At 73.0% G+C, this 26,916-nt stretch carries 27 protein-coding genes; 10 read left to right on the top strand and 17 right to left on the bottom strand.

Annotated features, from left to right (window positions below; genetic code table 11):
- Nucleotides 1–58: 58 nt before the first annotated feature.
- Entirely contained in the window at nucleotides 59–1,399 is a 1,341-nt protein-coding gene (locus AC3WRM_RS02955; protein ID WP_492247209.1) for a class I adenylate-forming enzyme family protein, read from the bottom strand.
- Between the two features lie 61 nt (nucleotides 1,400–1,460).
- Here AC3WRM_RS02955 and AC3WRM_RS02950 point away from each other — a divergent pair, with 61 nt between their 5' ends.
- Both AC3WRM_RS02950 and coaE read left to right on the top strand, forming a co-directional pair.
- On the top strand, nucleotides 1,461–2,369 hold the full coding sequence (locus AC3WRM_RS02950) for a VldE C-terminal domain-containing protein (protein ID WP_492247210.1): 909 nt from the start codon (nucleotides 1,461–1,463) through the stop codon (nucleotides 2,367–2,369).
- 1 nt (nucleotide 2,370) lies between these two features.
- The gene (gene coaE / locus AC3WRM_RS02945) at nucleotides 2,371–2,967 is read left to right on the top strand and encodes a dephospho-CoA kinase (protein ID WP_492247211.1); all 597 of its coding nucleotides are present in this window, start codon (nucleotides 2,371–2,373) and stop codon (nucleotides 2,965–2,967) included.
- Between the two features lie 99 nt (nucleotides 2,968–3,066).
- Here the strand turns inward: coaE and AC3WRM_RS02940 are convergent, their stop codons facing one another.
- A complete protein-coding gene (locus AC3WRM_RS02940) occupies nucleotides 3,067–4,011 on the bottom strand; it encodes a sigma-70 family RNA polymerase sigma factor (protein WP_492247212.1) in 945 nt (314 codons plus the stop codon).
- 237 nt (nucleotides 4,012–4,248) lie between these two features.
- On the opposite strand from AC3WRM_RS02940, the gene AC3WRM_RS02935 reads away from it, so the two are divergent.
- Entirely contained in the window at nucleotides 4,249–4,755 is a 507-nt protein-coding gene (locus AC3WRM_RS02935; RefSeq protein WP_492247213.1) for a hypothetical protein, read from the top strand.
- A gap of 9 nt (nucleotides 4,756–4,764) precedes the next feature.
- Here the strand turns inward: AC3WRM_RS02935 and AC3WRM_RS02930 are convergent, their stop codons facing one another.
- A complete protein-coding gene (locus AC3WRM_RS02930) occupies nucleotides 4,765–6,024 on the bottom strand; it encodes a geranylgeranyl reductase family protein (protein WP_492247214.1) in 1,260 nt (419 codons plus the stop codon).
- A 36-nt stretch (nucleotides 6,025–6,060) separates the two neighbouring features.
- On the opposite strand from AC3WRM_RS02930, the gene AC3WRM_RS02925 reads away from it, so the two are divergent.
- Nucleotides 6,061–6,786: a queuosine precursor transporter gene (locus AC3WRM_RS02925; protein WP_492247215.1), complete on the top strand. Its 726-nt coding sequence runs from the start codon at nucleotides 6,061–6,063 to the stop codon at nucleotides 6,784–6,786.
- 29 nt (nucleotides 6,787–6,815) lie between these two features.
- Here AC3WRM_RS02925 and AC3WRM_RS02920 read toward each other — a convergent pair whose 3' ends face one another.
- The 4 genes from AC3WRM_RS02920 to AC3WRM_RS02905 all read right to left on the bottom strand — a co-directional run bounded on the left by AC3WRM_RS02920 (nucleotide 6,816) and on the right by AC3WRM_RS02905 (nucleotide 10,057).
- Nucleotides 6,816–8,144 carry a tRNA-guanine transglycosylase gene (locus tag AC3WRM_RS02920; RefSeq protein WP_492247322.1) on the bottom strand — a complete coding sequence of 443 codons (1,329 nt, stop codon included), beginning with the start codon at nucleotides 8,142–8,144 and terminating at the stop codon, nucleotides 6,816–6,818.
- Nucleotides 8,145–8,210: 66 nt separating this feature from the next.
- Nucleotides 8,211–8,870 (bottom strand): M50 family metallopeptidase, encoded by a 660-nt coding sequence (locus AC3WRM_RS02915; RefSeq protein ID WP_492247216.1) that lies wholly within the window; start codon nucleotides 8,868–8,870, stop codon nucleotides 8,211–8,213.
- Between the two features lie 14 nt (nucleotides 8,871–8,884).
- Nucleotides 8,885–9,289 carry a tetratricopeptide repeat protein gene (locus AC3WRM_RS02910; protein WP_492247217.1) on the bottom strand — a complete coding sequence of 135 codons (405 nt, stop codon included), beginning with the start codon at nucleotides 9,287–9,289 and terminating at the stop codon, nucleotides 8,885–8,887.
- 69 nt (nucleotides 9,290–9,358) lie between these two features.
- The gene (locus tag AC3WRM_RS02905) at nucleotides 9,359–10,057 is read right to left on the bottom strand and encodes a hypothetical protein (protein WP_492247218.1); all 699 of its coding nucleotides are present in this window, start codon (nucleotides 10,055–10,057) and stop codon (nucleotides 9,359–9,361) included.
- 124 nt (nucleotides 10,058–10,181) lie between these two features.
- On the opposite strand from AC3WRM_RS02905, the gene AC3WRM_RS02900 reads away from it, so the two are divergent.
- On the top strand, nucleotides 10,182–11,630 hold the full coding sequence (locus tag AC3WRM_RS02900) for a DNA recombination protein RmuC (RefSeq protein ID WP_492247219.1): 1,449 nt from the start codon (nucleotides 10,182–10,184) through the stop codon (nucleotides 11,628–11,630).
- 27 nt (nucleotides 11,631–11,657) lie between these two features.
- On the opposite strand, the gene AC3WRM_RS02895 is transcribed toward AC3WRM_RS02900, so the two are convergent.
- From AC3WRM_RS02895 to AC3WRM_RS02880, 4 genes are all read right to left on the bottom strand, one after another.
- The gene (locus AC3WRM_RS02895; RefSeq protein ID WP_492247220.1) at nucleotides 11,658–12,827 is read right to left on the bottom strand and encodes a cystathionine gamma-synthase; all 1,170 of its coding nucleotides are present in this window, start codon (nucleotides 12,825–12,827) and stop codon (nucleotides 11,658–11,660) included.
- Nucleotides 12,824–14,200, bottom strand: coding sequence for a cystathionine beta-synthase (locus AC3WRM_RS02890; protein WP_492247221.1), 1,377 nt, complete (start codon nucleotides 14,198–14,200; stop codon nucleotides 12,824–12,826). Before AC3WRM_RS02890 ends, AC3WRM_RS02895 begins: the two co-directional genes overlap by 4 nt.
- Nucleotides 14,201–14,298: 98 nt before the next feature.
- Entirely contained in the window at nucleotides 14,299–16,590 is a 2,292-nt protein-coding gene (gene secD / locus AC3WRM_RS02885) for a protein translocase subunit SecD (RefSeq protein WP_492247222.1), read from the bottom strand.
- A 44-nt stretch (nucleotides 16,591–16,634) separates the two neighbouring features.
- Nucleotides 16,635–16,961, bottom strand: coding sequence for a hypothetical protein (locus tag AC3WRM_RS02880; protein ID WP_492247223.1), 327 nt, complete (start codon nucleotides 16,959–16,961; stop codon nucleotides 16,635–16,637).
- Nucleotides 16,962–17,015: 54 nt separating this feature from the next.
- On the opposite strand from AC3WRM_RS02880, the gene AC3WRM_RS02875 reads away from it, so the two are divergent.
- Nucleotides 17,016–17,993, top strand: coding sequence for an aldo/keto reductase (locus tag AC3WRM_RS02875; protein ID WP_492247224.1), 978 nt, complete (start codon nucleotides 17,016–17,018; stop codon nucleotides 17,991–17,993).
- 221 nt (nucleotides 17,994–18,214) lie between these two features.
- On the opposite strand, the gene AC3WRM_RS02870 is transcribed toward AC3WRM_RS02875, so the two are convergent.
- From AC3WRM_RS02870 to AC3WRM_RS02855, 4 genes are all read right to left on the bottom strand, one after another.
- The gene (locus tag AC3WRM_RS02870; RefSeq protein ID WP_492247225.1) at nucleotides 18,215–18,805 is read right to left on the bottom strand and encodes a hypothetical protein; all 591 of its coding nucleotides are present in this window, start codon (nucleotides 18,803–18,805) and stop codon (nucleotides 18,215–18,217) included.
- 70 nt (nucleotides 18,806–18,875) lie between these two features.
- Nucleotides 18,876–19,709, bottom strand: a complete 834-nt coding sequence (efeU, locus tag AC3WRM_RS02865; RefSeq protein ID WP_492247226.1) for an iron uptake transporter permease EfeU — start codon at nucleotides 19,707–19,709, stop codon at nucleotides 18,876–18,878.
- Nucleotides 19,710–19,785: 76 nt separating this feature from the next.
- Nucleotides 19,786–21,012, bottom strand: coding sequence for a ribonuclease D (locus AC3WRM_RS02860; protein ID WP_492247323.1), 1,227 nt, complete (start codon nucleotides 21,010–21,012; stop codon nucleotides 19,786–19,788).
- A 5-nt stretch (nucleotides 21,013–21,017) separates the two neighbouring features.
- Nucleotides 21,018–21,596, bottom strand: a complete 579-nt coding sequence (locus AC3WRM_RS02855) for a DUF3000 domain-containing protein (RefSeq protein ID WP_067858047.1) — start codon at nucleotides 21,594–21,596, stop codon at nucleotides 21,018–21,020.
- A gap of 78 nt (nucleotides 21,597–21,674) precedes the next feature.
- Between AC3WRM_RS02855 and hemE the strand changes: the two genes are divergently transcribed.
- From hemE to hemQ, 3 genes are read left to right on the top strand one after another with little or no spacing between them, the layout of a single operon-like run.
- Nucleotides 21,675–22,724 (top strand): uroporphyrinogen decarboxylase, encoded by a 1,050-nt coding sequence (gene hemE / locus AC3WRM_RS02850; protein WP_492247227.1) that lies wholly within the window; start codon nucleotides 21,675–21,677, stop codon nucleotides 22,722–22,724.
- Nucleotides 22,724–24,046, top strand: a complete 1,323-nt coding sequence (gene hemG / locus AC3WRM_RS02845; protein ID WP_492247228.1) for a protoporphyrinogen oxidase — start codon at nucleotides 22,724–22,726, stop codon at nucleotides 24,044–24,046. Before hemE ends, hemG begins: the two co-directional genes overlap by 1 nt.
- Before the next feature lie 22 nt (nucleotides 24,047–24,068).
- Complete coding sequence (hemQ, locus tag AC3WRM_RS02840; RefSeq protein ID WP_492247229.1) at nucleotides 24,069–24,773, top strand: hydrogen peroxide-dependent heme synthase; 705 nt, start codon at nucleotides 24,069–24,071, stop codon at nucleotides 24,771–24,773.
- A gap of 129 nt (nucleotides 24,774–24,902) precedes the next feature.
- On the opposite strand, the gene msrB is transcribed toward hemQ, so the two are convergent.
- Nucleotides 24,903–25,325 (bottom strand): peptide-methionine (R)-S-oxide reductase MsrB, encoded by a 423-nt coding sequence (msrB, locus tag AC3WRM_RS02835; RefSeq protein ID WP_492247230.1) that lies wholly within the window; start codon nucleotides 25,323–25,325, stop codon nucleotides 24,903–24,905.
- 64 nt (nucleotides 25,326–25,389) lie between these two features.
- On the opposite strand from msrB, the gene AC3WRM_RS02830 reads away from it, so the two are divergent.
- Nucleotides 25,390–26,259 carry an SGNH/GDSL hydrolase family protein gene (locus AC3WRM_RS02830; RefSeq protein ID WP_492247231.1) on the top strand — a complete coding sequence of 290 codons (870 nt, stop codon included), beginning with the start codon at nucleotides 25,390–25,392 and terminating at the stop codon, nucleotides 26,257–26,259.
- On the opposite strand, the gene AC3WRM_RS02825 is transcribed toward AC3WRM_RS02830, so the two are convergent.
- Nucleotides 26,231–26,890 (bottom strand): dihydrofolate reductase family protein, encoded by a 660-nt coding sequence (locus AC3WRM_RS02825; protein ID WP_492247232.1) that lies wholly within the window; start codon nucleotides 26,888–26,890, stop codon nucleotides 26,231–26,233. The genes AC3WRM_RS02830 and AC3WRM_RS02825 overlap by 29 nt on opposite strands.
- Nucleotides 26,891–26,916: the final 26 nt, after the last annotated feature.

Genomic DNA, 26,916 nt, shown 5'->3' with positions numbered 1-26,916 from the left:
GGTGAGTGCACGATTCCCATCACGTGATGGGAATCGTGGGACGGATAGGGCTGGGAGGTCAGAGCTCGGTCCGGCGCACCTTGCCGGTGGCGGTGCGGGGGAGGGCGTCGAGGCGCAGGTACTCCTTCGGGCGCTTCGGCGGTGCGAGGCGTTCGAGGGCGCGCGCCCGCAGGGTCTCCTCGTCCGCGTCGCCGACGTAGGCCGCCACGACCCGCTGGCCCCACCGCTCGTCCGGCCGGCCGAACACGGCCACCTCGAGCACACCCGGCAGGTCCTCCAGGGCGGCCTCGACCTCGGCGGGGTAGACGTTGACGCCACCGCTGATGACGAGGTCGCTGCGCCGCGCGTCGAGGTACACCCAGCCGTCCTCGACCCGGCCGAGGTCGCCGACCGTGAACGCCGGGCCGTCCGGGGTGTCGCGCCACGCCTCGGCGGTCTTCTCCTCGTCGCGCCAGTAGGTGAAGCGGCCCCAGCGCGGCACGACGCACCAGAGCTGCCCCTCGTCGTCCACGGTGACCACGCGGCCCGGCCTGGCCCGGCCCACGCTGCCGGGACGCTCGTGCCACGCGTCACCGCGGCAGGCCGTCCACTGGCCCTCCGTCGACCCGTAGAACTCCCACACGGTCCGCTCGCCGAGCTGCGCGTGCGCACGGCGGCGGACGGGCTCCGGGCACGGCGCGCCGGCGTGCGCCACGAGCCGGAAGCACGACAGGTCGGGCTCCTCGCCCGTCTCCTCGAGGTGCTGCTGCAGGCGCTGCAGGTGCGCCGGCACGCAGAACATGGTGGTCGGGCGCACCTGCGCGACGGCGTCGACGAACGCGGTCGCGTCGAAGTGCGGCAGCACCGCGATGCTGCCGCCTGCCAGCAGCGTCCCGGTGGCGAAGCGCAAGGGAGCGGAGTGGTAGATCGGTGAGACGACGAGGTCGACGTCGTCAGCCCGGAAGCCCCAGAGCTCGCGCTCCTCGACCACGAGGCTGCGCGCGTCGTCGGGCTCGAGCAGGCCCGACCACACGCCCTTGGGGCGACCGGTCGTGCCGGACGTGAAGTGCATCGGTCGGCACAGCGGGTGGGGCGCGAGGTCGACCGGTGGTCCGTCCAGCAGTGCCCGCAGGGCGGCCGGGTCGTCCACGACGAGGGCGGCGTCGAGGTCGCCGAGGACCCGCTCGCGCTCCCACGCGGTGAGTCGCGGGTCCAGCGGCACGGGCACGACCCCCGACCGCGCCGCGCCGAGCACGACGCTCGCGTAGGCCGGTTCGCCAGGGCACAGCAGCACGAGCCGGTCTCCCGCGTCCAGGCCCCGCGATCGCAGCGCGCCGGCCACACGACGCTGGTCCTGCTCGCTGCGCTCCGCGGTCAGGACCTCCAGGCCGTGGGGGCCGTCCCCTGCGCGCACGTCCACCGTCCCAGTATGCTGCAGGGGCTGGTCGGTCCTGTTCCCCACCACCTGAAGGTGATCGTCTGTGGCTTCCTCGCGCCACAAGCACGCCGTTCCGCGGCGTGCCGGACGCGGGTCGAGCGGACCCCGGACGCAGGGCGGGGCCCGACGCAGCAGCCGTCACGTCGCGACGTCCTGGCAGCGGCGTGCCGTCACGGTCGTCCTGCCCGCCGTCGGTGTCGTGGCGGTGCTCGGTGCCGCCGTCTCCGTCGTGCAGGCCCAGGGCCCGGATGCGCCGACGACGGCGCCACGTGCCGCTGCCGCGCCCGTGCAGGACGACGTCATCGCCGAGGCGTTCGAGGATGCGCCCGAGGTCAACCGCAGTGCCGAGCGCCCCGAGCTTCCGGTCGAGGGCACGGTGCAGGTCGTCGTCAAGGGCCAGCAGGTCGCCCTGGCCGACGGCGTGGCCGTGCACGCCGACGCCGACCCTGCGTCGCCGGTCCTGAAGCGGCTCGAGCGGGGGCAGAAGATCGACGTCACGGGCCGGACCCGCGGCGGCTGGACCGAGGTGGTCCTCGCCGACCTGCCCCGCTGGGTGCCGTCGCGGCAGGTCGCCGACGACCTCCCGCTCGGGACGCAGCCGTGCCCCAAGATGTCGGAGGCCGGTCTGCAGCCCGACACCGTCAAGGTCTTCCGCGCGGTGTGCGAGCGGTTCCCCCAGGTCTCCGAGTACGGCGGCATCGCAGGCCGTGGTGAGCACGCGACCGGACAGGCGCTCGACATCATGGTGCGGGGCCCGCTCGGCGACGAGATCGCCGCGTTCCTGCAGCAGCACCGCAGCGAGCTCGGCATCGAGTACCTGATCTGGGAGCAGCGGATCTGGCGACCCGCGACCTCCGCGAGCTGGCGTCCCATGAGCAACCGCGGCGGCGACACCGCCAACCACGTCGACCACGTCCACGTGACCACCTACGGCAGCGCGGCGACGGGCTGAGATGGCCCTGCAGGTCGGTCTCACCGGGGGCATCGGCTCGGGCAAGAGCACGGTCAGCGCACGGCTCGCCGAGCTCGGCGCCGTCGTCGTCGACTACGACCTCCTCGCGCGCGAGGCGGTCGAGCCGGGCACGCCGGCCCTCGCGGCCATCCGGGAGCGCTTCGGCGACGCCGTGGTCGCGGCGGACGGCTCCCTCGACCGCCCGGCGCTCGGTGCCGTCGTGTTCGCCGACGAGACCGCGCGGCGCGACCTCGAGGCCATCACCCACCCGGCGATCCGCGACCTCGCCGCAGCCCGCATCGGGGCGGCGCCCGACGACGCCGTCGTCGTCCACGACCACCCGCTGCTCGTGGACATGGGCATGGCCGCCGCGTGCGACGTCGTCGTGGTCGTCGACCTGCCACCCGAGCTGCAGGTGCGGCGGCTCGTCGAGCAGCGTGGGATGACCGAGACCGACGCCCGGGCCCGGCTGGCGGCCCAGACGAGCCGCGAGCAGCGCCTCGCCGCGGCCGACGAGGTGCTCGACAACCGGGGCAGCCGCGAGGAGCTGCTCGCGGCGGTCGACGCGCTCTGGACGCGCCTGACGTCCGTCCGCTGAGCGACCCACCGGCTCTGGGCACGACGGAAGCTCTGGGCACGACGAAGCCGCCCTGACGGGGGTGGCAGGGCGGCTTCGGGCTGGCGGTCCGAGGGGGTGTCAGGCCGCCAGGTCGGGGTCGGCGATCTTGCGCAGCGTGACGAGCGCCTGGCGCTCGAGCTGGCGCACGCGCTCGGCGGAGATGCCGTGGCGCTTGCCGATGTCGGCGAGCTTCTGCTGACGTCCGTCGAGCAGGCCGTAGCGGGCTCGCACGATGTCGGCCTCGCGGTCGCCGAGGTGGTCGATCAGCGAGCTGATCAGGTGCTTGGTCTCGTCGTCCAGGACCGCCAGGTCGGGGCCTGGCTGGGTCTCGCGGGCGATGAGGTCGCCGAGCGACGTGTCGCCGTCCTCGTCGACCGGGGTGTCCAGGCTGACGTGGTCGCGGCCCCAGGACAGCAGGTCGATGACGCGGTCGACGTCCATGCCGAGCTCGTCGGCGATCTCCTGCGGCTCGGGGTCGTAGCCGAGGGTGCGCTCCAGCGTCCGGCGTGCCGCCGTGACCTGGTTCAGCTCCTCCACCACGTGCACCGGCAGCCGCACGACCCGCGCCTGCTGCGCGATGCCGCGGGTGATCGCCTGGCGCACCCACCAGGTGGCGTAGGTGGAGAACTTGAAGCCCTTCGCGTAGTCGAACTTCTCGACGGCGCGGATCAGGCCGGTGTTGCCCTCCTGCACCAGGTCGAGCATCGGCATCGCGGAGCGTCCGTACTTGCGCGCGATCGAGACGACCAGACGCAGGTTGGCGTTGATGAACTCCTGCTGGGCACGCTCGCCCTCCGCCGCGATGAACTCGAGCTCCTCGCGGGTGGCCCGCTTGGGGGCGCCGCCCTTCGCGCGGCCGACGCGACCCTCGTCGAGCAGGTGCTGGGCGTAGAGGCCCGCCTCGATGCTGCGGCTGAGCTCGACCTCGCGGGCGGCGTCCAGCAGCGGCGTCCGGGCGATCTCGGCCAGGTACATGCCGACGCTGTCCTTGCCCTCGGCGCTCTCGTGCCTCGTTGACGTCATGTGAATACGCCTCCCATCGTGTCTGTACCAGTGCAACGCACCGGACACACGGGGGATTCCACTCTCAGCCTCTTCTTGGCAGGTGTTCGCCGGGGTCTCAGGGCATCCTCCCGGCGACCGGACCGCGTCCGCGCGGGTGCGCACGGTCTCACACCGCGAGCCTGTTCCCCTCAAGTGGGACGAGGGACTAGGTTGTTCCCGTTCTTCATCCTCTTCTCAGCAACGGAAGGTCCCTCCATGGCAGCCGACTTCAAGGCGCTCTCCAAGTTCGACCAGGGTGCCCTGGTCGCGGGCGCTGTCGCGATCGTGTTCTCGTTCTTCGACGCCTTCGTCACCGCCTCGGTCAAGAGCAGCGGTGACTTCGCCGTCAACTCCTCGGCCGGCCGCAACGCCTGGTACAGCTTCGCGACGGTGGGCATCCTGCTCGTCATCGTCGCGGTCGCCGTGGTCGCGGTGAAGGCCTTCGCCGCGCAGAACCTGCCCGACGGCGTCCCGTGGCGCCTGGTGGCGCTCGCGACGGCCGCGCTCGGCACGATCCTGCTCGTGCTGCGTCCGCTCACCGAGGGCGGCGACGTCCCGTCCGGACTCAGCAGCGTCAGCGTCAGCGTCGGCCCGGGCTGGTCCGGCTACATCGTCTGGGTCGCCGCGATCGCGCTGACCGTCTTCACGGCGCTGGCGTTCAAGGACTCGGGCGAGAAGCTGCCCGAGGTCAACAAGAAGTCCGACCCGCCGGCCGCCTCCTGAGCGGACCGGTCAGGCGGTGAACGGCGGTCGGTCGTCGAGTGCGACCGACCGCCGTCCCGCCCACCTCCACAGGCGCGCGGTCATGTCGCGGTCCTCGTCGGTGACGAGGTTGCCCATGACCCGCAGCGCCACCGTCATGAGGGTGTGCGAGCGCATGCCCAGCGGTCCGAACGTCGGCAGCAGCCGCGGGACCGTGAGCAGACCGGCCAGGCGACGCGCGATCGAGAACGCCTCGCCGTAGTGGCCCGTCAGCAGCTGGGGCCACGCCTCCGCGACGTCCGTGCGTGAGGCGAGGAGCTCCGCGCCGACGCGGCCCGTCTCCAGCCCGTAGTCGATGCCCTCGCCGTTCAACGGGTTGACGCACCCCGCAGCGTCCCCGACGAGGATCCAGTTGGGTCCCGCGACCCCGGACACCGCGCCACCCATCGGCAGCAGCGCCGACGTCGGCAGGCGCAGATCGGGCCCGAGCTCCCACTCCTCGCGCCGCAGCTCGGCGTAGTACTCCATCAGCGGACGGATCTGCAGCGCCGCCGGCCGCTTGGCCGTGGCCAGCGCGCCGACCCCGAGGTTGACCTCGTCGCCCTCCCCGGCCGAGCCCAGCGGAAAGATCCAGCCGTAGCCGGGCAGCAGCGAGTGGTCCGCGTCCCTCAGCTCCAGGTGCGAGGAGATCCAGGGGTCGTCGGCGCGGCCCGACTTCACGTACGAGCGGCCGGCCACCCCGTAGGCGGTGTCGCGGTGCCACTCCCGCCCGAGCACTTTGCCCAGCGGCGACCGCACGCCGTCGGCGACGACCAGGCGCTCGCAGCGCACGACGTGTCGCTGCTTCTCGGGTCCGACGGCGAACACGACGGCGCTGACCCGGCCGGAGCCGTCACGCTCGACGTCGACGGCCCGCGCGCGGTCGAGCGGCTGGACGCCGTCGGCGAGCGCGACGTCGCGGATGCGCGCGTCGAGCTGCGTGCGGGGCACCGCCGAGCCGTGGTCGGGCAGCGAGCCGCCCGGCCAGGGGAGCAGGAGCTCCTGGCCGAACCCGGCGGCACGCAGACCGCGGTTGGTCCCGAACGAGCGGGTCCAGTCGCCGAGGCCGAGCCGGTCGAGCTCGGCCACGGCCCGCGGGGTCAGCCCGTCGCCGCACGTCTTGTCGCGAGGGAACGCCGCTGCGTCGGCGAGCAGGACGTCCGCGCCCGTCCGGGCCGACCAGGCTGCTGCGGCAGCACCGGCGGGACCGGCGCCCACCACGAGGACGTCGGTGCGGTCGGGCAGGCTCATGGGGCGATCATCCCATCCCGTGCCAGGATGACGCTCATGACCTCGTCGTCCTCCACGCGCTCGCAGGAACCAGGCCGCGAGGTCCGTTTCGCGTCCTCGGGCTCGTCGTCCTACGCCGTCGTGCTCGCGCTGTTCGCCACCATCGTGGTCGTCTCGAACGTCGTGGCCACGAAGCCGATCGAGGTCGGCTCCGGGTCGCTGACGCTCGGCCCCGTGCAGCTGTGGCCGCTCATCATCGACGGGGGAGCGGTGCTGTTCCCCCTCGCCTACGTGCTCGGCGACGTGATCTCGGAGGTCTACGGCTTCCGCGCGGCACGTCGGGCCGTGCTCACCGGCTTCGCGTGCGCCCTGCTGGCCGTGCTGACGTTCACCGTGGTCGCCCGCATCCCTGGTGCCTCGTTCTACGGCAACGACGAGGCGTTCTCGACGGTGCTGGGGCCGGTGGGGCAGATCGTGCTGGCGAGCGTCGTCGGCTACGTGTGCGGGCAGCTGACCAACGCCTGGGTGCTCACCCGCATGAAGGCGCGGACGGCGGAGCGGGCACTGGTGGCCCGGCTCGCGTCGTCGACCGGCCTCGGCGAGCTCGTCGACACCTTCCTGTTCTGCGCCATCGCGGCGACCGCGATCGGCATCACCGGCGTGGGCGGGTTCCTCAACTACTTCGTCGTCGGCGTGCTGTTCAAGATCGCGGTCGAGCTGCTCGTCATGCCGGTGACGGTGCTCGTGATCGGCCGGCTGAAGGCCGCCGAGCCCACCTACTGACCCGCGACCCCCTGACCTGCGGGTCGGTGTCAGCGGGAGGCGCGGATCCGGCCCATCGTGTCGGCGCGCAGCTCGTCGAACGTGCCGTCCTCGATCGCGGCCCGCATCCGGTCGACCAGACGCACCACGTAGCGCTCGTTGTGGATGGTGGTCAGGGTCGCGGCCAGGTACTCCTTGGCCTTGAACAGGTGGTGCAGGTAGGCGCGGGTGTAGTGCGCGCAGGTGTAGCAGTCGCAGTCGTCCTCGATCGGCTCGAAGCGGCGACGCGACCTCGCGACCAGGAGGTTCTCGCGTCCGTCGGCGGTGTACACGCGCGAGGAGCGGGCCACCCGCGAGGGGCCGACGCAGTCGAAGGTGTCCGCGCCGGCCTCGACCGCGGCGAAGAGGTCGTCGGGCTCGCCGATGCCGAGCAGGTGCCGGGGCTTGTCGTCGGGGAGCTCGTCGGTGACCCAGCCGACGATCGTCGACAGGTTCTCCTTCTCGATGGCCCCGCCGATGCCGAACCCGTCGAACCGGGTGCCGTCGACCTCGAGGTCGGCCAGGTGCCGGGCGGCGCGACGACGCAGGTCCTCGTGCTGCGCGCCCTGCACCACCCCGAACAGGGCAGGTCCCGTGGGCGTGCCGGGCTGTGGGCGGCGCTGGGCGCCGGCGGGGGTGCCGGGCTCCGGGCGGCGCAGGGCGCCGGCGGGGGTGCCGGGCTGCGGGCGGCGCAGGGCGCCGGCGGGGGTGCCGGGCTGCGGGCGGCGAACAAGACAGAGCCGGCGGTGCTCGGCGAGGCAGCGGGCGGCCCACGCCTCGGTGCGGGCGAGCGACTCCTCCTGGTAGGCACGGCTGTCGAGGAGGGTGGTGAGCTCGTCGAACGCGAAGATGACGTCGGCGCCCAGACGGTGCTGGATGCCCATCGACACCTCGGGGGTGAACCGGTGGGTCGACCCGTCGAGGTGGCTGCGGAACGTGACGCCGTCGTCGTCGACGTGCGCGAGGCGCTCCTTGTCGGTGGCGATGACGTCGGCGGCGTCGGAGGTGGAGTCCATCGACAGCGTCTTGCGGAACCCGGCGCCGAGGCTCATGACCTGGAAGCCGCCGGAGTCGGTGAAGGTCGGGCCGGTCCAGCCCATGAACGCGCCGAGACCGCCGGCCTCCTCCACGACGTCGTCGCCGGGCTGGAGGTACAGGTGGTAGGCGTTGGCGAGCAGCGCCTGGGCGCCGAGGTCGGCCATGGCCTCGGGGAGCACGGCCTTGACGGTCGCCTTGGTGCCGACGGGCACGAACGCGGGCGTGCGGATCGTGCCGTGCGCCGTGGTGAGGGTGCCGGTACGGCCGGCGCGCCCCTCGAGCCGTGACCCGACCTCGAACAGGGGAGCAGGCGCGTCGGTCACGGCGTCATCCAACCATCCTCGGCGAGGGGCTGGGGCGCCGGTCGTTCAGCGCAGCACGGCGAGGTCGCGCAGGAGCGTCCAGGCGGGGACGAGGGCGCCCACCGTGACGGCGACGAACAGCGTGTTCCAGACGGCAGCGGGCACGGGGGTGAGTCGGGCGAGCACGTCGGCGTCGCTGGTCCGCGAACGGGAGGTGCGCCGCGACGACCACAGCTCGACGGTGGTGCGCGGTCCGCCGACGAGCAGGAACGCGGAGAGCGCGACCGCCGCGAACCCCTGCGCCGACGGGTCGGTGCGCCACACGAGCAGCGCGACGCCCGCTCCGGCGAGCCCCACGACGACGAGGCCGAACGCGTTGCGGATGAGGACGAGCATGCCCGCGACGACGGCGAGGGCCGTCCACAGCGCCCAGGCGGTGCGGTCGAGGGACACGAGGGCGAGCAGTCCGAGGCCGAGGGCGCTCGGTGCGAGGTAGCCCGCGGCCGCCGTGGCCACCATGCCGGGGCCGGTGGGCCGGCCGACCGAGGTGGTCAGACCGGACGTGTCGCGGTGCAGCCGCACCCCGTTCAGCCGTCGGCCGGTCAGCACGGCGACCAGGGCGTGGCCCGCCTCGTGCACGAGGGTGACGACGTGCCGACCGGCGCCCCATCCCCACGGCAGCAGCGCCAGGGCGGCGCCGACTGCCGCGGGGACGTAGGGGCTCATCGTGCGGATCGGTCTCAGACGACCGGTCGGTCGACGAGCTGCACGCGCGAGGCGTCGCGGGCCGACTCGCCCATCGCGGCCGCCACGCGGTGCATGAGCGCACCCTCGCGGTGCCGGCTCTGCCGGTCGAGCGTCAGGCCGAGCGCGGTGTGCGCCCAGCCGCTCGTGGGCTCGAGCTCGACGAGCCGGCGGAACGCCTCCTCCGCGGGGCGCAGCTGGGCGGCGGCGAAGTGCGCACGGGCCAGCAGCTCCCAGGCCGAGGCGTTGCCGGGGGAGTCCTCGACCACCCGACGCAGGACGCGCGCGGCGTCACGGGGGTAGCGCGACTCCAGCAGCTCCTCGCCGAGGCGGAAGGCGTCGAAGACGTCCATCGCCGCGATCTGGTCGTCGGAGATGTTCGGGGTCAGGTAGATGGTCATGGGGCTCCTCCTCCCGGGGCGTGCTGGTCGGGCTCGTCAACGGCGGCGTCGTCCGGTTCATTCCCGCGCTCACGGGGCCGGTGCGGGGTCCTGCTGGTCGCCGGGCGTGGCGCTCGGGGTGGGCGTCGGGGCGGGGTCGGCGCTCGGTGTCGGGGTCGGGGTGGGCGTGGGGTCGGGGGTCGGCTCCTCGTCGGGCGTTGCCGACGCCGTCGGGTCCGGGGTGGCGGTGTCGGTGGGCGTGGGCTGGTTCTCGCGCGGCGTGGATCCGCCCCCGCCGCCGGAGAAGTGGCCGATGCGGGGGTTGTCGGGGTTCGAGCCGTAGGCCTTGCCGGTGACGAGCTCGTAGCTGCCCATGGCCACGCCCGCGACGAGCAGGACGACCACGGTGGACACGGCCACGGCCCTCCACCGGATGGTGCGGCGGGGCGCGTCGACGACCTCGGCGCCGGTCACCTCCTGGTGGGTGGCGCGGCGGACCGCGGCCAGGGCCTCGGCGGTGTGGCCGGGCTCGGCCTCGGTCTCGACGACCTGGCCGCCGTCGGTCTGCACGATGAGCGTGCGGCCCTTGTCGAGCGTGCTGGCGTAGAGCGAGGACGTGATGGTGACGACGAGGCTGCCGAGCGCGGCCCCGACGATGGTGCCGGCCACGCCGAGCGCGGAGGCGATCCACGCCGACGTCATCGCGGCGAGAGCACCGGCCACCACCTGGAACCACGACAGGCCGCCCAGGACCGAGGAACGTTCTCGGGTGTCGGGGGAGTCAGGCATGAATTCCAGCGTAGGGGGGTCACGCCAGCCGTTCGAGCCGCGTGGAACGCGTTCCACGTCACGCGCCGCACGGGGCCCGGCACGCCTGCACGGTTCTGTCGGTCACTCTTGCGAGACTCGGGTCATGGCTTCCTCGATCGCTCTGCTCCTGGCTCTGCTCGTCGGTGTCGCGCTCGGCGCGGTGGTCGGCGTGCTGGTCGCGCGGACGCGCCAGGTCGAGGCCGACTGCGGGCACGAGGACCCTGCCGTGGTGCGGGCCCGGCACGACGCCGAGGTGACCGCGCTGCGCCACGAGGGCCAGGTCCGCGCGTCCGAGGTCGAGCGCGCGGCCGAGGCGCAGCGCGTGCAGGTCGAGCGCGAGCTCGCGGCCGCGAAGGCCGAGGTCGAGGCGCGGCTGGCCGCCACGCGGGCCGAGGCCGACGCGCTGCGCGAGCAGGTCGAGGCGGCCCACCGCCAGACCCGCGAGCTGGTGGCGCGGCACGAGCGTGAGGCCAAGGAGCGCCAGGCGAAGGAGCAGAGCGAGAGCCGCGTCCTGCAGAAGCTCGCCCCGGTGGCCACCCAGCTCCAGCAGATGCAGCGCAAGGTCGAGGAGATCGAGGAGAAGCGTGCCCGTCAGCACGGCCACCTCGCCGAGCAGATCCGCGCCACGCAGGAGTCGGCGGCGCGCTCCCAGCAGGCTGCGGAGACGCTGTCCGGTGCCCTGCGCAACAACGCCGTCCGCGGCGCCTACGGGGAGACGCAGCTGACGTCGCTCGTGGAGTCGGCCGGCCTGCTCAACCGCATCGACTTCTCCACCCAGGAGTCGATCACGGCCGACTCCGGCGCCCGGCGTCCCGACATGGTCATCAAGCTGCCGGGCCGCAAGCAGATGGCGGTCGACGCGAAGGTGCCCTACGCGGTCTTCATCGACGCGAACCGTCCCGACCTCGACGACGCCGAGCGCAAGCGGATGTTCGTCCAGCACGCGAAGGCCGTGCGGGCGCACGTCGACGCCCTGGCCCAGAAGGAGTACTGGACGGGCCTGCCGACCAGCCCCGAGTTCACGGTGGCGTTCATCCCGAACGACGCGATCCTCAACGCGGCGCTCGACGCCGACCCGTCGCTCATGGAGCACGCGTTCTCCCGGGGCATCGTGCTGGCCACGCCGGTCAACCTCTGGGCGGTGCTCAAGACCGTGGCGTTCACCTGGCGCCAGGAGGACCTCGCCGAGAACGCGCAGGAGCTCGTCGACCTCGGTCGTGAGCTCTACAAGCGGCTGGGCACCCTGTCCTCGCACGTGTCCAAGCTCGGTCGCTCGCTCGAGCGGTCGGTCAAGGACTACAACACCTTCGTCGGCTCGCTGGAGCGCGGCGTGCTCGTCACCGCGCGCAAGCTCGACCGGGTCGACGACACGGCGCTGCTCGGCGACGTGCAGGAGCTCGACGTCGACCCGCGCAGCCTCACGGCGAGCGAGCTCACGCAGGCGCCGGCGGCACAGGAGTTCGCGTTGTTCGAGGACCTGGAGCGGCCGGAGATCGACGCGACGCTGGTCGAGGGCGAGACCGTCGACGACGAGCAGGAGCAGGCGGGCTGACCCGCCCGCTCCCGGTGTCGGGGTCCGTCAGCCGAGCGCCTGCTCGAGGTCGGCCAGCAGGTCGGCCGTGTCCTCGATGCCGACGCTGAGCCGCACGAGGTCGTCCGGCACCTCCAGCACCGAGCCGGCGGTGGACGCGTGCGTCATGGCGCCCGGGTGCTCGATGAGCGACTCGATGCCGCCGAGGCTCTCGGCGAGCGTGAAGATGCGGGTGCGTGCGCACAGGTCGAGCGCGGCCTGACGCCCTCCCGCCAGGCGCAGCGAGACCATGCCGCCGAAGCGACGCATCTGCCGGGCGGCGACGGCGTGCCCCGGGTGCTCGGGCAGGCCGGGGTAGAGCACCGAGGAGACGGCGGGGTGGCCGACGAGGAGGTCGACGACCGCCTCCGCGTTGGTGCAGTGCTGCTCCATCCGCACCGCGAGCGTCTTCGCGCCGCGGAACGTCAGGTAGGCGTCGAACGGTCCCGGCACGCCACCGGCGCCGTTCTGCAGGAACGCGAACCCGGCGTCGAGCTCGGCGTCGTCGGTGACGAGCGCACCGCCCACGACGTCGGAGTGGCCGCCGAGGTACTTCGTCGTGGAGTGCAGCACGACGTCGGCGCCCAGGGCGAGCGGCTGCTGCAGGTAGGGCGAGGCGAACGTGTTGTCGACGACGAACCGCGCTCCTGCCGCGTGGGCGACCTCGGCCACCTGCTCGACGTCGGCGACGTTGAGCAGGGGGTTGGTCGGGGTCTCGACCCACACGACCTTCGTCTCGGGACGGATCGCGGCGCGGACGGCGTCGACGTCGTTGACGGCGACGGGCGTGTAGGAGATGCCCCAGTGGGTGAACACCTTGTCGATGAGGCGGAAGGTGCCGCCGTAGGCGTCGTCGGGGATCACGAGGTGGTCGCCGGGCCGCAGGAGCGTGCGGAGGGCGGCGTCGGTCGCCGCCATGCCCGACGAGAACGCGCGACCGTGTGCGCCGGTCTCGAGGGCCGCCAGGTTCGCCTCGAGCGCGGCCCTGGTCGGGTTGCCGGTGCGGGCGTACTCGTAGCCCCCGCGCATCCCTCCCACGCCGTCCTGGGCGAAGGTCGAGGAGGCGTAGATCGGGACGTTGACCGCCCCGGTCTGCGGGTCGGGCTCGAAGCCGGCGTGGATCGCGCGGGTCGCGAAGCCGAGCGTCTCGTCCCGACGCTCGTGGCTCTGGTCGCTCATACGTGCACCCCCAGGAGGTCGTGGCGGGTCAGGACGCCCAGCGGCTTGCCGTCCTCGATCACCATGAGCGCGTCGCTGGCGCTGAGGGCGTCGAGGGCGGCGTCGAGGTCCTCGTGGGCGCCGATGAGGGGCAGCGGCGCCTCCATGTGCTTGGACACCGGGTCGGTGAGGGAGGCCCGGCCCTCGAAGACGGCGCTGATGAGGGTGCGCTCGCTGACGCTGCCGGCGACCTCGCCGATGACGACGGGCGGCTCGGCCCCGACGACGGGCATCTGGGAGACGTTGTACTCGCGCAGGATCTCGATGGCGTCGCGGATCGTCTCCGACGGGTGGGTGTGCACGAGCGCGGGCAGGTCGCCGGACTTGCGGCGCAGCACCGCGCCGACGCTGGGCCGGTCGGTGTGGCCGTCCAGCGGCTCGCGCAGGAAGCCGTAGGAGGACATCCAGTCGTCGTTGAAGATCTTGGAGAGATAGCCGCGCCCACCGTCGGGCAGGAGGACCACGACGACGGCGTCAGGTCCCTCGCGCTCGGCCACCTCGAGCGCCGCGACGACGGCCATGCCGCAGGACCCGCCGACGAGCAGGCCGTCCTCGCGGGCGAGCCGGCGGGTCATCTCGAAGGCGTCGGCGTCGGAGACCGCGATGATCTCGTCGGCGATCTCGGGGTCGTAGGCGCTCGGCCAGAAGTCCTCGCCGACCCCCTCCACCAGGTACGGGCGGCCGGTGCCGCCGGAGTACACCGAGCCCTCGGGGTCGGCGCCGATGATCTTGACCCGGCCGCCGGAGACCTCCTTGAGGTAGCGACCGGTGCCGGTGATGGTGCCGCCCGTGCCGACGCCGGCCACGAAGTGCGTGATCGTGCCGTCGGTGTCGGCCCAGATCTCCGGTCCCGTCGTCTCGTAGTGCGAGGCGGGTCCGGCGGGGTTGGAGTACTGGTCGGGCTTCCAGGCGTTCGGGGTCTCCCGGACGAGCCGGTCGGAGACGTTGTAGTAGCTGTCGGGGTGCTCCGGCGGCACGGCGGTCGGGCAGACCACGACCTCGGCGCCGTAGGCACGCAGGGTGTTGCGCTTGTCCTCGCTGACCTTGTCGGGGCAGACGAAGATGCACGAGTAGCCGCGCTGCTGGGCCACCAGCGCGAGCCCCACCCCGGTGTTGCCGGAGGTGGGCTCGACGATGACGCCGCCGGGCTTGAGCGCACCGGACGCCTCGGCCTCGTCGACCATCTTGACGGCGATGCGGTCCTTGGAGCTGCCGCCGGGGTTGAGGTACTCGATCTTGGCCGCCACCAGGGCAGATCCTGCCGGGACGACGCTGGACAACTTCACGAGCGGGGTGCCGCCCACGAGGTCGACCACGTGGTTCGCGATACGCATGACGTTCATCCTGCCACCCGTGTCGAGCGTGGAACCGCCGAGGCGTCGCCGACCCTCCCGCGCGGGGGAGTGTCGACGACGCCCTCGGGTGCGGACCGTCAGACGACGGCGCCGTCGGTGCTGCGTCCGTCGTCGATCTGGGCGTACTTGTCGACGACCTTGGGCTTCTTGTCCGGGTCGTGGGGCCAGCGCTCCTCGAGCTTCACGGCGAGGGCGGACGCCGTGAAGATCGTCGACAGGATGCCGATCGAGAGCCCGAGCAGCAGGGCGATCGCGAAGTCGGTCAGCGAGTCGCCGCCGAGGAACGCGAGCGCCGCGAGGATGAACATGGCGCCGAGGCCGGTGTTCACCGTACGCGGGATCGTCTGCAGGATCGCCTCGTTCACGACGTCCCGCAGTCGTCGGCCGCGGTTCTCGCCGGTGTGCTCGCGGATGCGGTCGAAGACGACGATCGTGTCGTTGACCGCGAGGCCGATGATCGACAGCACCGCCGCCAGGAACACGCCGTCGATCGGCTTGCCCCACCAGGCGAAGATGCCGACCACGGTGAGCACGACCGACGCCATGGACAGCTGGGCCGACACGGCGAACGTCCAGCGGAACCGCCAGGCGAGGTAGGCCATCTGCGCCGCGATGGCGATCGCGAAGGCGATCAGCGCCTTGTCCCGGAGCTCCTTGCCGAGGCTCGGACCGATCAGCTCGTCGCGCTCCTTGGTGGCCTCGCCCGCCACCGACTCGACGGCCTCCTCGACCTCGACGGCCTCGTCGTTGGTGATGTCGTCGAGGCGGACGCTGACGTTCTCGCTCTGTCCGTCGCCGGACGACTCCTGCACGACCGCGCGCGGGAAGCCGGCGTCGGACACCGCCTCGCGCACGTCCTGGACGTCGACGGCCTGGGCGGTGGAGAACTCGAGGATGCGGCCACCGGTGAACTCGACGCCGAGGTTCAGCCCGCGCAGCAGGATGCCGCTGACGGACACGCCGGCGACGACGAGCGTCAGACCGATCCAGAGCCCGCTGCGCCGCATCAGGTTCGGGCCACGCTGGTTCAGCCACTTGCGCACCGGGCCGGTCGAGGCCACACCGGTGAGACCGGGCCGCTTCTTCAGGAACGACCGCTTCACCGCGAACTCGGTGAGCACGCGTGCGACCACGAGCGCCGAGAACATCGACGCGATGGTGCCGATGGTGAGGGTGACGCCGAAGCCCTTGACCGGGCCGGACGCCAGGAAGAACAGCAGCGCGGCGGCCAGCACCGTGGTGACGTTGGAGTCGAGGATGGCCGACCACGCCTTGTTGAAGCCGGTCGTGAGCGAGGTGTGCAGGTTGCCGTTCTTCTCGTACTCCTCGCGTGCTCGTTCGAACACGAGCACGTTGGCGTCGATGGCCAGGCCGATGGCGAGCACGAAGCCCGCCAGGCCGGGCAGCGTCAGGGTCGCGCCGAGCCAGACGAGCAGGCCGTAGGAGATGGCGGCGTAGGTGGCCAGCGCGAACGTGGCCATGAGCCCGACCACGCGGTACACGAGCACGATGAAGAGGCCGGTCAGGATGATGCCGATGATGCCGGCCTCGATGGACGCGTCGATCGCCGCGTCGCCCAGCGTGGCGCCGACGGTGCGCTGCTCGATGACCTCGACGGGCACCGGGAGCGCGCCGCCCTTGATGAGGACGGCGAGGTCGTTGGCCTGGGTCTGCGTGAACGTGCCGGTGATGCTCGTGCTGTTGCCACCGCCGGAGCGGCACAGGTCGGGCTGGACGGCCGGGGAGGAGATGATGTCCTGGTCGAGCAGGATGGCGACGCGGTTGCCGCCCTCGGTGTTGGCGCAGGCGGCGGCGACGAGGTCGCGCCAGCCGGTGCGACCCTCGCCGGCGAAGTTGACGTTCACCACCCACTGGCCCACGCCCTGCTGGGGCGTGGCGGCCTCCGCGTCGGAGACCCCCTCGCCGTCGACGAGCGTGGGGCCGAGGAGCAGCGGCTGGCCCTGCTCGTCGTTCGCGACGACCTGGCCCTCCTCCGGCTCCTGGCCCTCCTGTGCGGGGCGCAGGACCTCGTGGAAGGAGAGCTGGGCGGTCTGGCCGATGACCTCGGCGGCCTCGCGCGGGTCGGTGACGCCCGGGAGCTCGACGATGATGCGACGGTCGCCGGACTGGGCGAGCGTGGGCTCGGCGACGCCGAGGGCGTCGACTCGGCCGCGGATGACCTCCAGGGCCCGGGACGTTGACTCGGCGTCGGCCTTGACGCGGTCGGTGTCCTGGGTCTCGAGGACGATCTGCGTGCCGCCCTCGAGGTCGAGGCCGAGGTTGGCGGGCTTGAAGTAGGCGAAGGCGAGGGAGGCGGCGAGCACGGCGAACGCCGCGATCGCACGCCACAGAGGGGCGCGCTGGTGCATGGATGACTTTCGGGATGGACGACGGGACGGCTGACGAGGGTGCGTCAGGCCGTCGGCGGTCCACGTCCAGCGGCGTGGGGTGCCTCGGGCTCCACGACCGCGGCGCTCACGTCGACGACCAGGTCGTCCTCGAACGTCGGGGCGGCCGGGGTGCTCTCGGGCGGCAGCGCCCAGAGGTCGAGGTGGTGCTGGTCGACGTGCTGGCCCGATGCCTTCACGTGCGCCGACTGGTGGCTCGACGCGGCGGAGGTGTGCGTCGTGGTGGCCCGCTGGTGCGCTCCCGCGTGGGTGACGCCGATCCCGGCCACGAGGAAGAGCCCGACGACGGCCGCGCTCAGGGCGGCGGCCAGCGTGCGGCGGGGTCCGGGCATGGGAAGCAGTCTAGGTGACGTGCACCGCGGGACGGTCGGCCTAGGCTCGGGGGCATGAGCCACGACCTCCTCCACCGTCCCCTCGGCCACTCCGGCATCCAGGTGCCCGTCGTCGGCGTCGGCTGCAACGCGTTCGGAACGCGCATCGACGCTGCGCAGGTGCGCGCCGTCGTCGACGCCGCGCTGGAGCGCGGTGTCACCTTCTTCGACACCGCCGACGTCTACGGCTTCGGCGCGAGCGAGGAGCTGCTGGGAGCGGCGCTCGGGTCGCGTCGTGACGAGGTGGTCGTCGCCACGAAGTTCGGCATGGACATGCAGGGACGCAACGGCGACGACGGCGGCCGACGGGGGAGTGCCGCGTACGTCCGCACCGCCGTCGAGGCGAGCCTGCGGCGCCTGGGCACCGACCACGTCGACCTCTACCAGCTGCACACGCCGGACCCCGCCACGCCGCTCGACGAGACGCTCGAGGCGCTCGACGCCCTCGTGCAGGCCGGCACCGTGCGGGCCGTGGGTTGCTCGAACTTCCAGTCCTGGCAGCTGGTCGACGCCGACTGGCGCGCCCGGACGGCCGGACTCACGCGGTTCACCACGGCGCAGAACGAGTACTCGCTGTACAACCGCACCGCCGAGGTCGAGCTGGCGCCCGCCTGCGAGCACCTCGAGGTCGGGATCCTCCCGTACTTCCCGCTCGCCTACGGGTTGCTGACCGGCAAGTACCGGCGCGGGGAGGACGCTCCCGAGGGGACCCGGCTCGCGACGCAGTCCGAGCGGCTCGCCACGGCCGACTGGGAGCGCATCGACGCCCTCCAGACCTTCGCCGACGCGCGGGGCATCTCGCTCCTGGAGCTGGCGATGGGCGGGCTCGCGGCCCAGCCTGCGGTCAGCAGCGTCATCGCGGGCGTCTCCCGTCCGGAGCAGGTCGCGGCGAACGCCGACGCCGTCTCGTGGCAGCCGACCGAGGAGGACCTCGCGGAGCTCGCGTCGATCGGGCGGCCGGCGCAGTCGTACACGACCTTCGCGCCGGCATGAGCCGGCGCACGGCAGGGGACGGGTGACGCGCCGGGCCGGGAAGCGCCTCACGGCGCGTGGCCGCTCGTAGCGGCTATTTTTGGGACCCGGGGCTTACCGCGGCCCGGCGCGATGACCAGCCTAACCGGCCTCCGGGCGCACACAAGCGCTGTGGTCGCGTGGCCTGCGATACCGCCTTCAGCGGGCCGCGATCGACCGTCGCACGACGCCCCGCGGACGGCTCAGTGCAGCGAGCCGGACCGCTCGAGCGCCGCGGCCCGACGCAGGTGCAGCGCCATGTCGAGCAGGCGCGCGCCGCTGTGCGCGTCGACGTCGTCGAGCTGCCCGCGGCCGACGCCGACGATGTGCGCGAACGCTGCGGCGCGGTCGAGCACGACGTCGAGGTCGGTGACGACGATGCCGCGCACGACGGTGTCGACGAGGTCGACCACCTCGTCGGCGCCGGGAGGGTCGACGACGCCGGCGAGCACCTCGTGCACGGGTGCGAAGCCGCGTCCGGCGGCGAACTCGGCGGCGGCCTGACGCGGCTGGCGGTGGACCCACTCGCGCAGCAGGTAGAGCCGCCACAGGGCGCCCGAGAGCGTGTCCGGCGGGGCGTGCGACCAGAGCTCGGCGATGACGCCGAGCCCCTCGACGTCGGACAGGTGCAGCACCCGGTCGACGAGGTCGCGGTCCCCGCGGTCGATCGGGCCCCGCACCAGCAGGTGGGCGATCCGGTGCCCTGCGGCGGCGACCTCGGCCGGGTCGGTGTCGTGCGCGAGCGCCTCGAAGAGTCCCTGTCCGGGCAGGGACGGGCGGTGGAAGTCGCTCATCCTGCGGACCGTCCGGGCATGGGCCCCACCGTATCCGGGGGCCGGTCGTCCGGCACCCAGATCGAGAGCGTCAGACGTGCGCGTCGGGTCGCGGCGCGGCGGGGGCCGCACTCGCCTGCGGGCGCAGGTAGAGCCACAACACCGGCACCACGTAGACCACCCAGGCGATCGTCTGCAGCCAGGTCGGGTCGGGCTGGAAGTTCACCGTGCCCTTGAGGAGCGTGCCGTACCAGCTGTCGGGCGGGACCGCGCCGGAGACGTCGAACGCGAGGTTCGTGAGGCCGGGCAGGATGCCGGCCTCCTGCAGGTCGTGCACGCCGTAGGCCAGCACGCCCGCGGCGACCACGATGAGCAGGGCGCCCGTGACCTGGAAGAACGTGGACAGGTTGATGCGCAGGGCGCCGCGGTAGATGAGGTAGCCCAGGAGCACCGCGACGAGGATGCCGGTGGTCGCGCCGACGAACGGCGAGGCGGTGTAGCTGCCCGAGATCGTCGCCCAGATGATGGCCGCGGTCTCCAGGCCCTCGCGTCCGACGGTCAGGAACGCCACCGTGGCGATGGCGACGGGTCCGAGCTCGACGGCCGTGGCCAGCTCGCCCTCCAGCTCGCGCTTCAGCCCGCGCGCGGTGCGGCGCATCCAGAAGATCATCCACGTGACCAGGCCGGCGGCGAGGATCGAGAGCGTCCCGCCGACCGCCTCCTGCCAGACGAACGGGAGCTGTTCGAAGGCGAGGGTCACGGCCGTGAAGACCAGCACGACCAGCGCCAGGGCGGCGCCCACGCCGATCCAGATGTAGCGGACGTCGCGGCGGCGGTCCGTGCGCACGAGGTAGGCCAGCAGGATGCTGACGACGAGGCTGGCCTCCAGCCCCTCGCGCAGACCGATCAGGAAGTTGGCGAGCACACCGACATGCTACTCAGGTTCGCCTTGCCTCAGTGGGTGATCCCGCGCAGGACCCGAGCCGGGTGCGTCCGGGGAGTCAGGGCGTCAGGGCGTCGACGAGGTCGGCGGCGACGAGGTCGACCTGCCACGGACGGGCTCCACCCTCGGCGAGCGCGTCACCGACGTGGACGACGTCGACGACGGTCGGCGGGTCCCAGGCCAGACCGCGGACGAGGCCGGGGGAGATGAGGTTCTCCGGCGGCAGGTCGTGCTGCTCGGCGATGCGGGTGACCGCCTCGCGGGCCGCCGTCAGCCGGGCCGCGGCCTCGGGGTGCTTGTCGGCCCACGCGCGCGGCGGGGGCGGACCCTCGCGGTGCTGCGTGGAGAGCGGCAGGGCGTCGTCCGGGAGTGCGAGGCCCTCCTCCACGGCGTCGAGCCACTGCTGCAGGAAGCGTCGCGGACCGCGGGAGCGCATGACCGGCAGGTTGCGCAGCGTCGAGGCGTCGCGCGGTGCCTCCCGCGCGATCTCGAGGATGGAGGCGTCGGGCAGGATCCGCCCCGGTGTCGTGTCGCGCTGCTCGGCGATCCGGTCGCGCGCCTCCCAGAGGGCGCGCACCAGGGCGAGGGTGCGTCGGCCGCGGGCCCGGTGGATGCCGGACGTACGCCGCCAGCGCTCCTCCTTGGCCGGCGCGCCGGTGAAGGACAGCAGCGCCTCGAAGTCCTGCGCGGCCCACTCCCGCTTGCCGGTGCGCTCGAGGTCGGCCTCGATCAGGTTGCGCAGCTCGATGAGCACCTCGACGTCGAGGGCGGCGTACTCGAGCCAGGGCTCGGGCAGCGGTCGCGTGGACCAGTCGGCGGCCGAGTGCTCCTTGGCCAGGCTCAGTCCGAGGTAGTGCTCGACGAGGGAGGCCAGCCCGACGCGCGGCAGGTTGAGCAGCCGGCCGGCGAGCTCGGTGTCGAACAGCGCGCTGGGGTGGAGCCCGACCTCCGCGAGGCACGGCAGGTCCTGCGTCGCGGCGTGCAGGATCCACTCCGCGTCGCCGATCGCCTCGTCGAGGTCGACGAGGTCGTCGAAGGCGATGGGGTCGACCAGGCCGGTGCCGCTCCCGTCGCGGCGCACCTGCACGAGGTAGGCCCGCTGGGAGTAGCGGTAGCCCGACGCCCGCTCGGCGTCGAGGGCGACCGGGCCGTGGCCGAGCGCGACGCGCGCGCAGTAGGCCACGTAGTCGTCGACCGTGTCGATGACGGGAGGGAGGGGGTCACGCAGCTGCAGACGTGGAAGCGGAGGAGCCTGCTCCTCCGGGCTCCCCGTCTCCTCGGGCACGGAGGTCAACGGCGACCTCGGCGACGCTGCAGCGGGACGACCCCCGGCGCGAGCGGAGGCAGACCGGCCAGCGTGCAGAGCAGCTCGGTCCACGCGGCGACGTGCGCACCGGCCTCGGAGGTGGGCGTCCAAGACGCGCGGATCTCGACCTGGGCCGAGCCGGTGTCGCCGGCCATCTCGCCGAAGGTCTCGGTGCTGACGACCGTGACGCTGCCGCTGGCCGCGGTGTGCGTGCCGCCCTGCGCCTCGAGCGCGTCGACCAGCCAGCTCCACCCGACGGTCGCCAGGGCGGGGTCCTCGGCCATCTCGCGCTCGACCTCGGCCCGCGCGAACGTGACGCAGCGGAACGTGCCGTCCCACGCGTCGTTGCCGGCGGGGTCGTGCAGCAGGATGAAGCGTCCGGTGGCGACGTCGTCGCCGCCGACCTCCAGGTCGCCGCTCAGGGCGTGGGCGAAGGGCGCGATCCGCTGGGGTGCGGGGATCTCGTCGACGACCACCTCGGGACGCACCGGTGCGGCCAGCAGCTGCTCCAGGGCAGCGGCGAATGCTGGAGGGGTGTGATCGAACTCGCTGCGGGCGCCCACAGGCCGATGGTAGGCACTCCGGGCGCCGACCGGGTCCCGACACGCAGACGGTGATCCCACCCCTGAGAGAATCCCTCGGTGACCACCTCCCCCTCCGCCCTTCTCGCCGACAGCGACTTCCTGCGCGCGTGCCGTGGCGAGCCCACGAGCCGCACGCCCGTCTGGTTCATGCGTCAGGCAGGTCGTCACCTGCCGGAGTACCTGAAGGTGCGCGAGGGCGTCGCGATGCTCGACTCGTGCTTCACGACCGACCTCGTGGTCGAGATCACGATGCAGCCGGTGCGTCGCTACGGCGTCGACGCGGCGATCTTCTTCTCCGACATCGTCGTGCCGCTCAAGGCGATCGGGGTGGACCTCGACATCGTGCCCGGCACGGGACCGGTGATCGCCGACCCGATCCGTCGGCGCGGACAGCTCGACCAGCTGCGCCGGCTCGAGCCCGACGACGTCGAGAGCATCGCCGCGGCGGCCCGGGCGCTCGTGGGCGAGCTGGGCGGCACGCCGCTCATCGGCTTCGCCGGCGCCCCGTTCACGCTCGCGTCGTACCTGGTCGAGGGCGGACCGTCGCGCGACCACCGCGTCACCAAGCAGCTGATGTACTCGCAGACCGGACTCTGGAACGACCTGCTCGAGCGGCTCTCGCACCTGGCGGCCGACTTCCTGCGGGTGCAGGTCGAGGCCGGCGCCTCCGCAGTGCAGCTGTTCGACTCGTGGGCGGGTGCGCTGTCGCCGTCGGACTACGAGACCTACGTCGCCCCGCACTCGCGGCGCGTGCTCGAGTCGGTCGCCGACCTCGGCGTGCCGCGCATCCACTTCGGTGTCGGCACGGGCGAGCTGCTCGACCAGATGGGCGACGTCGGGGCCGAGGTGGTCGGCGTCGACTGGCGCGTGCCGCTGGACCGCGCGATCGAGAAGGTCGGACCGCACCGTTCCGTGCAGGGCAACCTCGACCCGACGCTGCTGTTCGCCCCGGCGGACGTGCTGCACACGAAGGCGGCCGCCGCGATCGAGCGGGGCCGAGGCGCCCGGGGGCACGTGTTCAACCTGGGCCACGGCGTGCTGCCGCAGACCGATCCCGACGCGGTGAAGGGTCTCGTCGACTTCGTGCACGGCTACGAGCGCGTCTGATGCGCGTCGCCGTCGTCGGGGCCGGCATCGCGGGTCTGGTCGCCGCCCTCGACCTACGTGAGGCGGGGTGCGACGTCGTCGTGCTCGAGGGTGCGGACCAGGTGGGCGGCAAGCTGCGCGTGGACGACGTGGGCGACCTGCGCGTCGACGTCGGCGCGGAGTCGATGCTGGCCCGACGGCCCGAGGCCGTCGACCTCGCCACCCGGGTCGGGGCCGAGCTGACCCACCCCGCGACGACGTCGGCGTCGATCTGGACGCGTGGGGCGCTGCGTCCGCTGCCGCCGACCGTCATGGGCGTGCCCGCCGACCTGGACGCGCTCGACGCGTCGGGCATCCTCGCGGAGCGTCCGACGGGACACGCCGAGCCCGTGCCCGAGGACGACGTGTCCGTCGCCGCCTTCCTCGAGCCGCGGGTCGGCCGCGAGGTGGTCGACCGGCTCGTCGAGCCGCTGCTCGGTGGCGTCTACGCGGGTCATGCGGATCGCCTGTCCCTGCGTGCTGCGGCGCCGCAGGTGCTGGCGCTGGGTGCCGATCCACTCGCGGGGGCTGCTGCGACCCGGGCCGCGACGCGCACCCTCGCCACGCCCGTGTTCGCGGGCGTCGTCGGCGGGGTGGGCACGCTCCCGCAGCGCGTCGTCGAGCACGGCGACCTCGACGTGCGGCTCCGGTCGACCGTGCGGGCCGTGCGGGTCGACGGCGGCGTCTGGACGGTCTCGGCGGGACCGGTGTCCGCGATCGAGACCTTCGAGGTCGACGCCGTCGTCGTCGCGACGCCGGCTCCGGCCACCGCACGCCTGCTCGCCGAGGTCGCTCCGCCGGCCGCCTTCGCGCTCGCCGCGGTCGACTACGCCTCGATGGCGCTGGTGACGTTCGTGCTCGACGGGGCCATCGAGGTGGAGGGCTCCGGATTCCTCGTGCCACCGGTGGACGGCACGGTCGTGAAGGGGTCGACGATCTCGTCGCAGAAGTGGGCCTGGCTGGGGGAGCGCGCGGGCGACCGCACGGTCGTGCGCGCGTCGATCGGCAGGGCCGGCGACACCGCCGTGCTGCACCGCGACGACGCCGAGGTGGCCGCGCTGGCGCTCGCCGACCTGACGGCCGCCTACGGGCCGCTGCCGTCGGTGCTGGCGACGCACGTCCAGCGGTGGGGCGGTGGCCTGCCGCAGTACGACGTGGGCCACCTGGATCGTGTGGCGACGGTCGAGGCGGCGGTGGCGCTCGTGGACGGCCTCGAGGTGTGCGGTGCGGCCTACCAGGGTGTCGGCATCCCGGCCGTCGTCGCCTCGGCGCGGGCGGCGGCCGCCCGCCTCCTCGCGCGCTGAGCCACGGGGGGAGAATGGGCGCATGAGCGTGCCGAACCAGGGAAAGCTGGCCAAGGAGATCAACGAGACCATCCGCTACACGATGTGGTCGGTCTTCAAGCTCGAGCGCGTGCTCGGTGACGCCGACCGCGCCGCGGAGGCCGCCGAGGTCGACGACCTGGTGAAGCGCCTCGCCGACGACGACGTCGTGGTGCGGGGCTTCTACGACGTCAGCGGCATGCGCGCCGACGCGGACCTCATGGTCTGGTGGCACGCGTCGTCCGCCGACGCTCTGCAGGCCGCCTACAACGCGTTCCGTCGGACGGCGCTGGGCTCGCGGATGACGCCGGTGTGGTCGCAGACCGCGCTGCACCGTCCCGCGGAGTTCAACAAGTCGCACGTGCCCGCGTTCATGGCCGACGAGACCGTGCGCGACTGGGTCTGCGTGTACCCCTTCGTCCGCTCCTACGAGTGGTACCTGCTGCCCGACGAGGAGCGCCGCGCGATGCTCAAGGAGCACGGCATGCAGGCCCGCCCCTACCCGGACGTCCGCGCCAACACCGTCGCGTCGTTCGCGCTCGGCGACTACGAGTGGATCCTGGCCTTCGAGGCCGACGAGCTGCACCGCATCGTCGACCTCATGCGCGACCTGCGCGCCAGCACCGCCCGCCGCCACGTGCGCGAGGAGATCCCCTTCTACACCGGCCGCCGCCACGACCCGAGCGACCTCACCGCCCTCTGGCCCTGATCAGGGATTCCCAGGTCGACCTGGGAATCTTGAGCGGGGCACGGAAAACTCAGCCACGCACGGAAAGCAAGCCGTGCGTGGCTGCGATTCCCAGGTCCACCTGGGAATCTCCCGTCGACCGCGAAGGGGTCAGACGGGGACCTGGGTCAGGCTGATGCCGTTGATGCAGAACCGCTGGTCGGTGGGGGTCGGGAAGCCCTCGCCCTCGAAGACGTGGCCCAGGTGGGAGCCGCAGGTGGCGCAGCGGACCTCGACGCGACGCATGCCCATCGAGCGGTCCTCGATGTACTCGACGCGGTCCTCCGCGAGCGGGGCGTAGAACGCCGGCCAGCCGCAGTGGGCGTCGAACTTGGTGTCGCTGCGGAACAGCTCGGAGCCGCAGGCGCGGCAGGCGTAGACGGCCTCGGTCGGGTCCGTCTCGAACGGGGAGCTGAACGGCCGCTCGGTGCCGGCCTCGCGGAGCACGTGGTACTCGGCGGCGCTCAGCTCGGCGCGCCACTCCTCGTTGGTCTTCTCGACGTCGTAGCTGGTCTTCCCCGCCTGGTCGCTCATGTCTCCAGCCTACGTTCAGGTGCAAGAGACCACCTGTTCACGCGGGTGTGGGAGGAACGTCCTCGTGGGAGTGACGAGGACGGTGGCGACGGGCCTGCTGGTGACCGCGACGGCGGGGGTCGCCGCCGCGTGGGGTGCGCGGGCCGTCCTGCAGCACCAGGCCGCGCTCGCGCGCGAGGCGATCGGCAAGCCGCTCGGCGAGGACGCGCCCAGGGCCGACCGCGTGTACAAGAAGCGGCACGGCGGCACCATCGACCTGCTGGTGCTGGGTGACTCCATCGCCGCGGGACTGGGGGCCGACGGGCCGCGGGGGACGCTGGGTGCGCGGCTCGCCCGCCAGGTGTCCAAGCGCACCGAGCGCGCCGTGCGGCTGCGTACCGCCGCCGTCGTCGGGTCCGAGAGCAGCCGGCTCGCCGAGCAGCTCGCCTCCCTGCCGGCCGACTACACGCCCGACGTGGCGGTCGTCGTCGTGGGGGGCAACGACGTGACGCACCGGGTGCCGGTGGTCGAGTCGGTGAGCCACCTCGAGGCCTGCGTCTCCGCACTGCGAAGCCGGGGCAGCGCCGTGGTCGTCGGCACCTGCCCCGACCTCGGCGCGCTCACCCCCGTGCCGCAGCCACTGCGCGCGCTCGGGTCGCGGGCCTCCCGCCAGCTCGCCGCCGCCCAGCAGGAGGCGGCGCTGCGCCACGGCGCGTACGTCGTCTCGCTCGCGGACGTCGTGGGGCCGTTCTTCATCACGAACCCTGACGAGATGTTCAGCCTCGACCGCTTCCACCCCAGCTCGCTCGGCTACAAGCGGACGGCGAAGGCCATGCTGCCGTCGGTGCTCGCCGCGCTGGGGGAGCACGACGAGGTGCCGTTCGGCCACCTCGCCCCCGACCTCGCGGTCGTGCCGGACGACCGGGTCAGCGTCCCTGCCGCACCCACCGGGTGAGCAGCGTGCCGTCGACGTCGACGGCGTGCGCCAGCCGCAGGGGAACCTCCGCCGCCTCCCCGCCGGTCGAGATGCGCTGACCGTCACCCGCCACGAGGACGGGGGAGACGGTCAGGCACAGCTCGTCCACCAGGTCGAGCGCGGTGAGCCCGGCGAGCAGCGACGGGCCGCCCTCGCACAGCACGCGCTGCAGGCCGCGGCGGCCGAGCTCGGCGAGCGCCGCCGGCCAGTCGACCTCCTCCTCGCCCGTGAGCAGCACCTCCACCCCCGCACCCTCCAGCGCGACCACCTGCTCCTGGTCGGCCGACCCGGGGGCGACCACGAACACGCCGGGCACCCGCAGCCGGTCGGGCACGTCGAGGCTCCGGCTGACGAGCGCGAGCACGCCGTCGTCGACCGGTCCGTAGTCCTCCGACCGGGCGGTGCCGGCCGACACGAGCACGACGTCGCACAGCTCGCGCAGGAGCCCGAACACGGCCTGGTCGGCGTCGGTGCCCAGCGAGCCCGACCGGCCGTCCGCCCCCTCGGCCGAGCCGTCGACGCTGCTGACGAAGTTGACCCGCACCCAGGCGCGGCCCTCCTCGAGGTCGGGGTAGGCGTAGAGAGCAGGGTCGATCGTCGGCGCGGCCATGACGCCCACCCTAGGTACGGTGGCGA

This window comes from Aeromicrobium sp. EU05-FHT14F07 (assembly GCF_058790455.1).
Note: the sequence above shows the minus strand (reverse complement) of the source record. Positions and strands in the feature narration are given on the sequence as shown.

What these genes read in the sequence shown, in the direction of transcription:
- coaE (WP_492247211.1), top strand. Translation starts at nt 2,371, where the DNA reads ATGGCCCTGCAGGTCGGTCTCACCGGGGGCATCGGCTCGGGCAAGAGC.
- AC3WRM_RS02940 (WP_492247212.1), bottom strand. Translation starts at nt 4,011, where the DNA reads ATGACGTCAACGAGGCACGAGAGCGCCGAGGGCAAGGACAGCGTCGGC.
- AC3WRM_RS02935 (WP_492247213.1), top strand. Translation starts at nt 4,249, where the DNA reads ATGGCAGCCGACTTCAAGGCGCTCTCCAAGTTCGACCAGGGTGCCCTG.
- AC3WRM_RS02930 (WP_492247214.1), bottom strand. Translation starts at nt 6,024, where the DNA reads ATGAGCCTGCCCGACCGCACCGACGTCCTCGTGGTGGGCGCCGGTCCC.
- AC3WRM_RS02925 (WP_492247215.1), top strand. Translation starts at nt 6,061, where the DNA reads ATGACCTCGTCGTCCTCCACGCGCTCGCAGGAACCAGGCCGCGAGGTC.
- AC3WRM_RS02915 (WP_492247216.1), bottom strand. Translation starts at nt 8,870, where the DNA reads ATGAGCCCCTACGTCCCCGCGGCAGTCGGCGCCGCCCTGGCGCTGCTG.
- AC3WRM_RS02910 (WP_492247217.1), bottom strand. Translation starts at nt 9,289, where the DNA reads ATGACCATCTACCTGACCCCGAACATCTCCGACGACCAGATCGCGGCG.
- AC3WRM_RS02905 (WP_492247218.1), bottom strand. Translation starts at nt 10,057, where the DNA reads ATGCCTGACTCCCCCGACACCCGAGAACGTTCCTCGGTCCTGGGCGGC.
- AC3WRM_RS02900 (WP_492247219.1), top strand. Translation starts at nt 10,182, where the DNA reads ATGGCTTCCTCGATCGCTCTGCTCCTGGCTCTGCTCGTCGGTGTCGCG.
- AC3WRM_RS02895 (WP_492247220.1), bottom strand. Translation starts at nt 12,827, where the DNA reads ATGAGCGACCAGAGCCACGAGCGTCGGGACGAGACGCTCGGCTTCGCG.
- AC3WRM_RS02890 (WP_492247221.1), bottom strand. Translation starts at nt 14,200, where the DNA reads ATGCGTATCGCGAACCACGTGGTCGACCTCGTGGGCGGCACCCCGCTC.
- secD (WP_492247222.1), bottom strand. Translation starts at nt 16,590, where the DNA reads ATGCACCAGCGCGCCCCTCTGTGGCGTGCGATCGCGGCGTTCGCCGTG.
- AC3WRM_RS02880 (WP_492247223.1), bottom strand. Translation starts at nt 16,961, where the DNA reads ATGCCCGGACCCCGCCGCACGCTGGCCGCCGCCCTGAGCGCGGCCGTC.
- AC3WRM_RS02875 (WP_492247224.1), top strand. Translation starts at nt 17,016, where the DNA reads ATGAGCCACGACCTCCTCCACCGTCCCCTCGGCCACTCCGGCATCCAG.
- AC3WRM_RS02870 (WP_492247225.1), bottom strand. Translation starts at nt 18,805, where the DNA reads ATGAGCGACTTCCACCGCCCGTCCCTGCCCGGACAGGGACTCTTCGAG.
- hemG (WP_492247228.1), top strand. Translation starts at nt 22,724, where the DNA reads ATGCGCGTCGCCGTCGTCGGGGCCGGCATCGCGGGTCTGGTCGCCGCC.
- hemQ (WP_492247229.1), top strand. Translation starts at nt 24,069, where the DNA reads ATGAGCGTGCCGAACCAGGGAAAGCTGGCCAAGGAGATCAACGAGACC.
- msrB (WP_492247230.1), bottom strand. Translation starts at nt 25,325, where the DNA reads ATGAGCGACCAGGCGGGGAAGACCAGCTACGACGTCGAGAAGACCAAC.
- AC3WRM_RS02825 (WP_492247232.1), bottom strand. Translation starts at nt 26,890, where the DNA reads ATGGCCGCGCCGACGATCGACCCTGCTCTCTACGCCTACCCCGACCTC.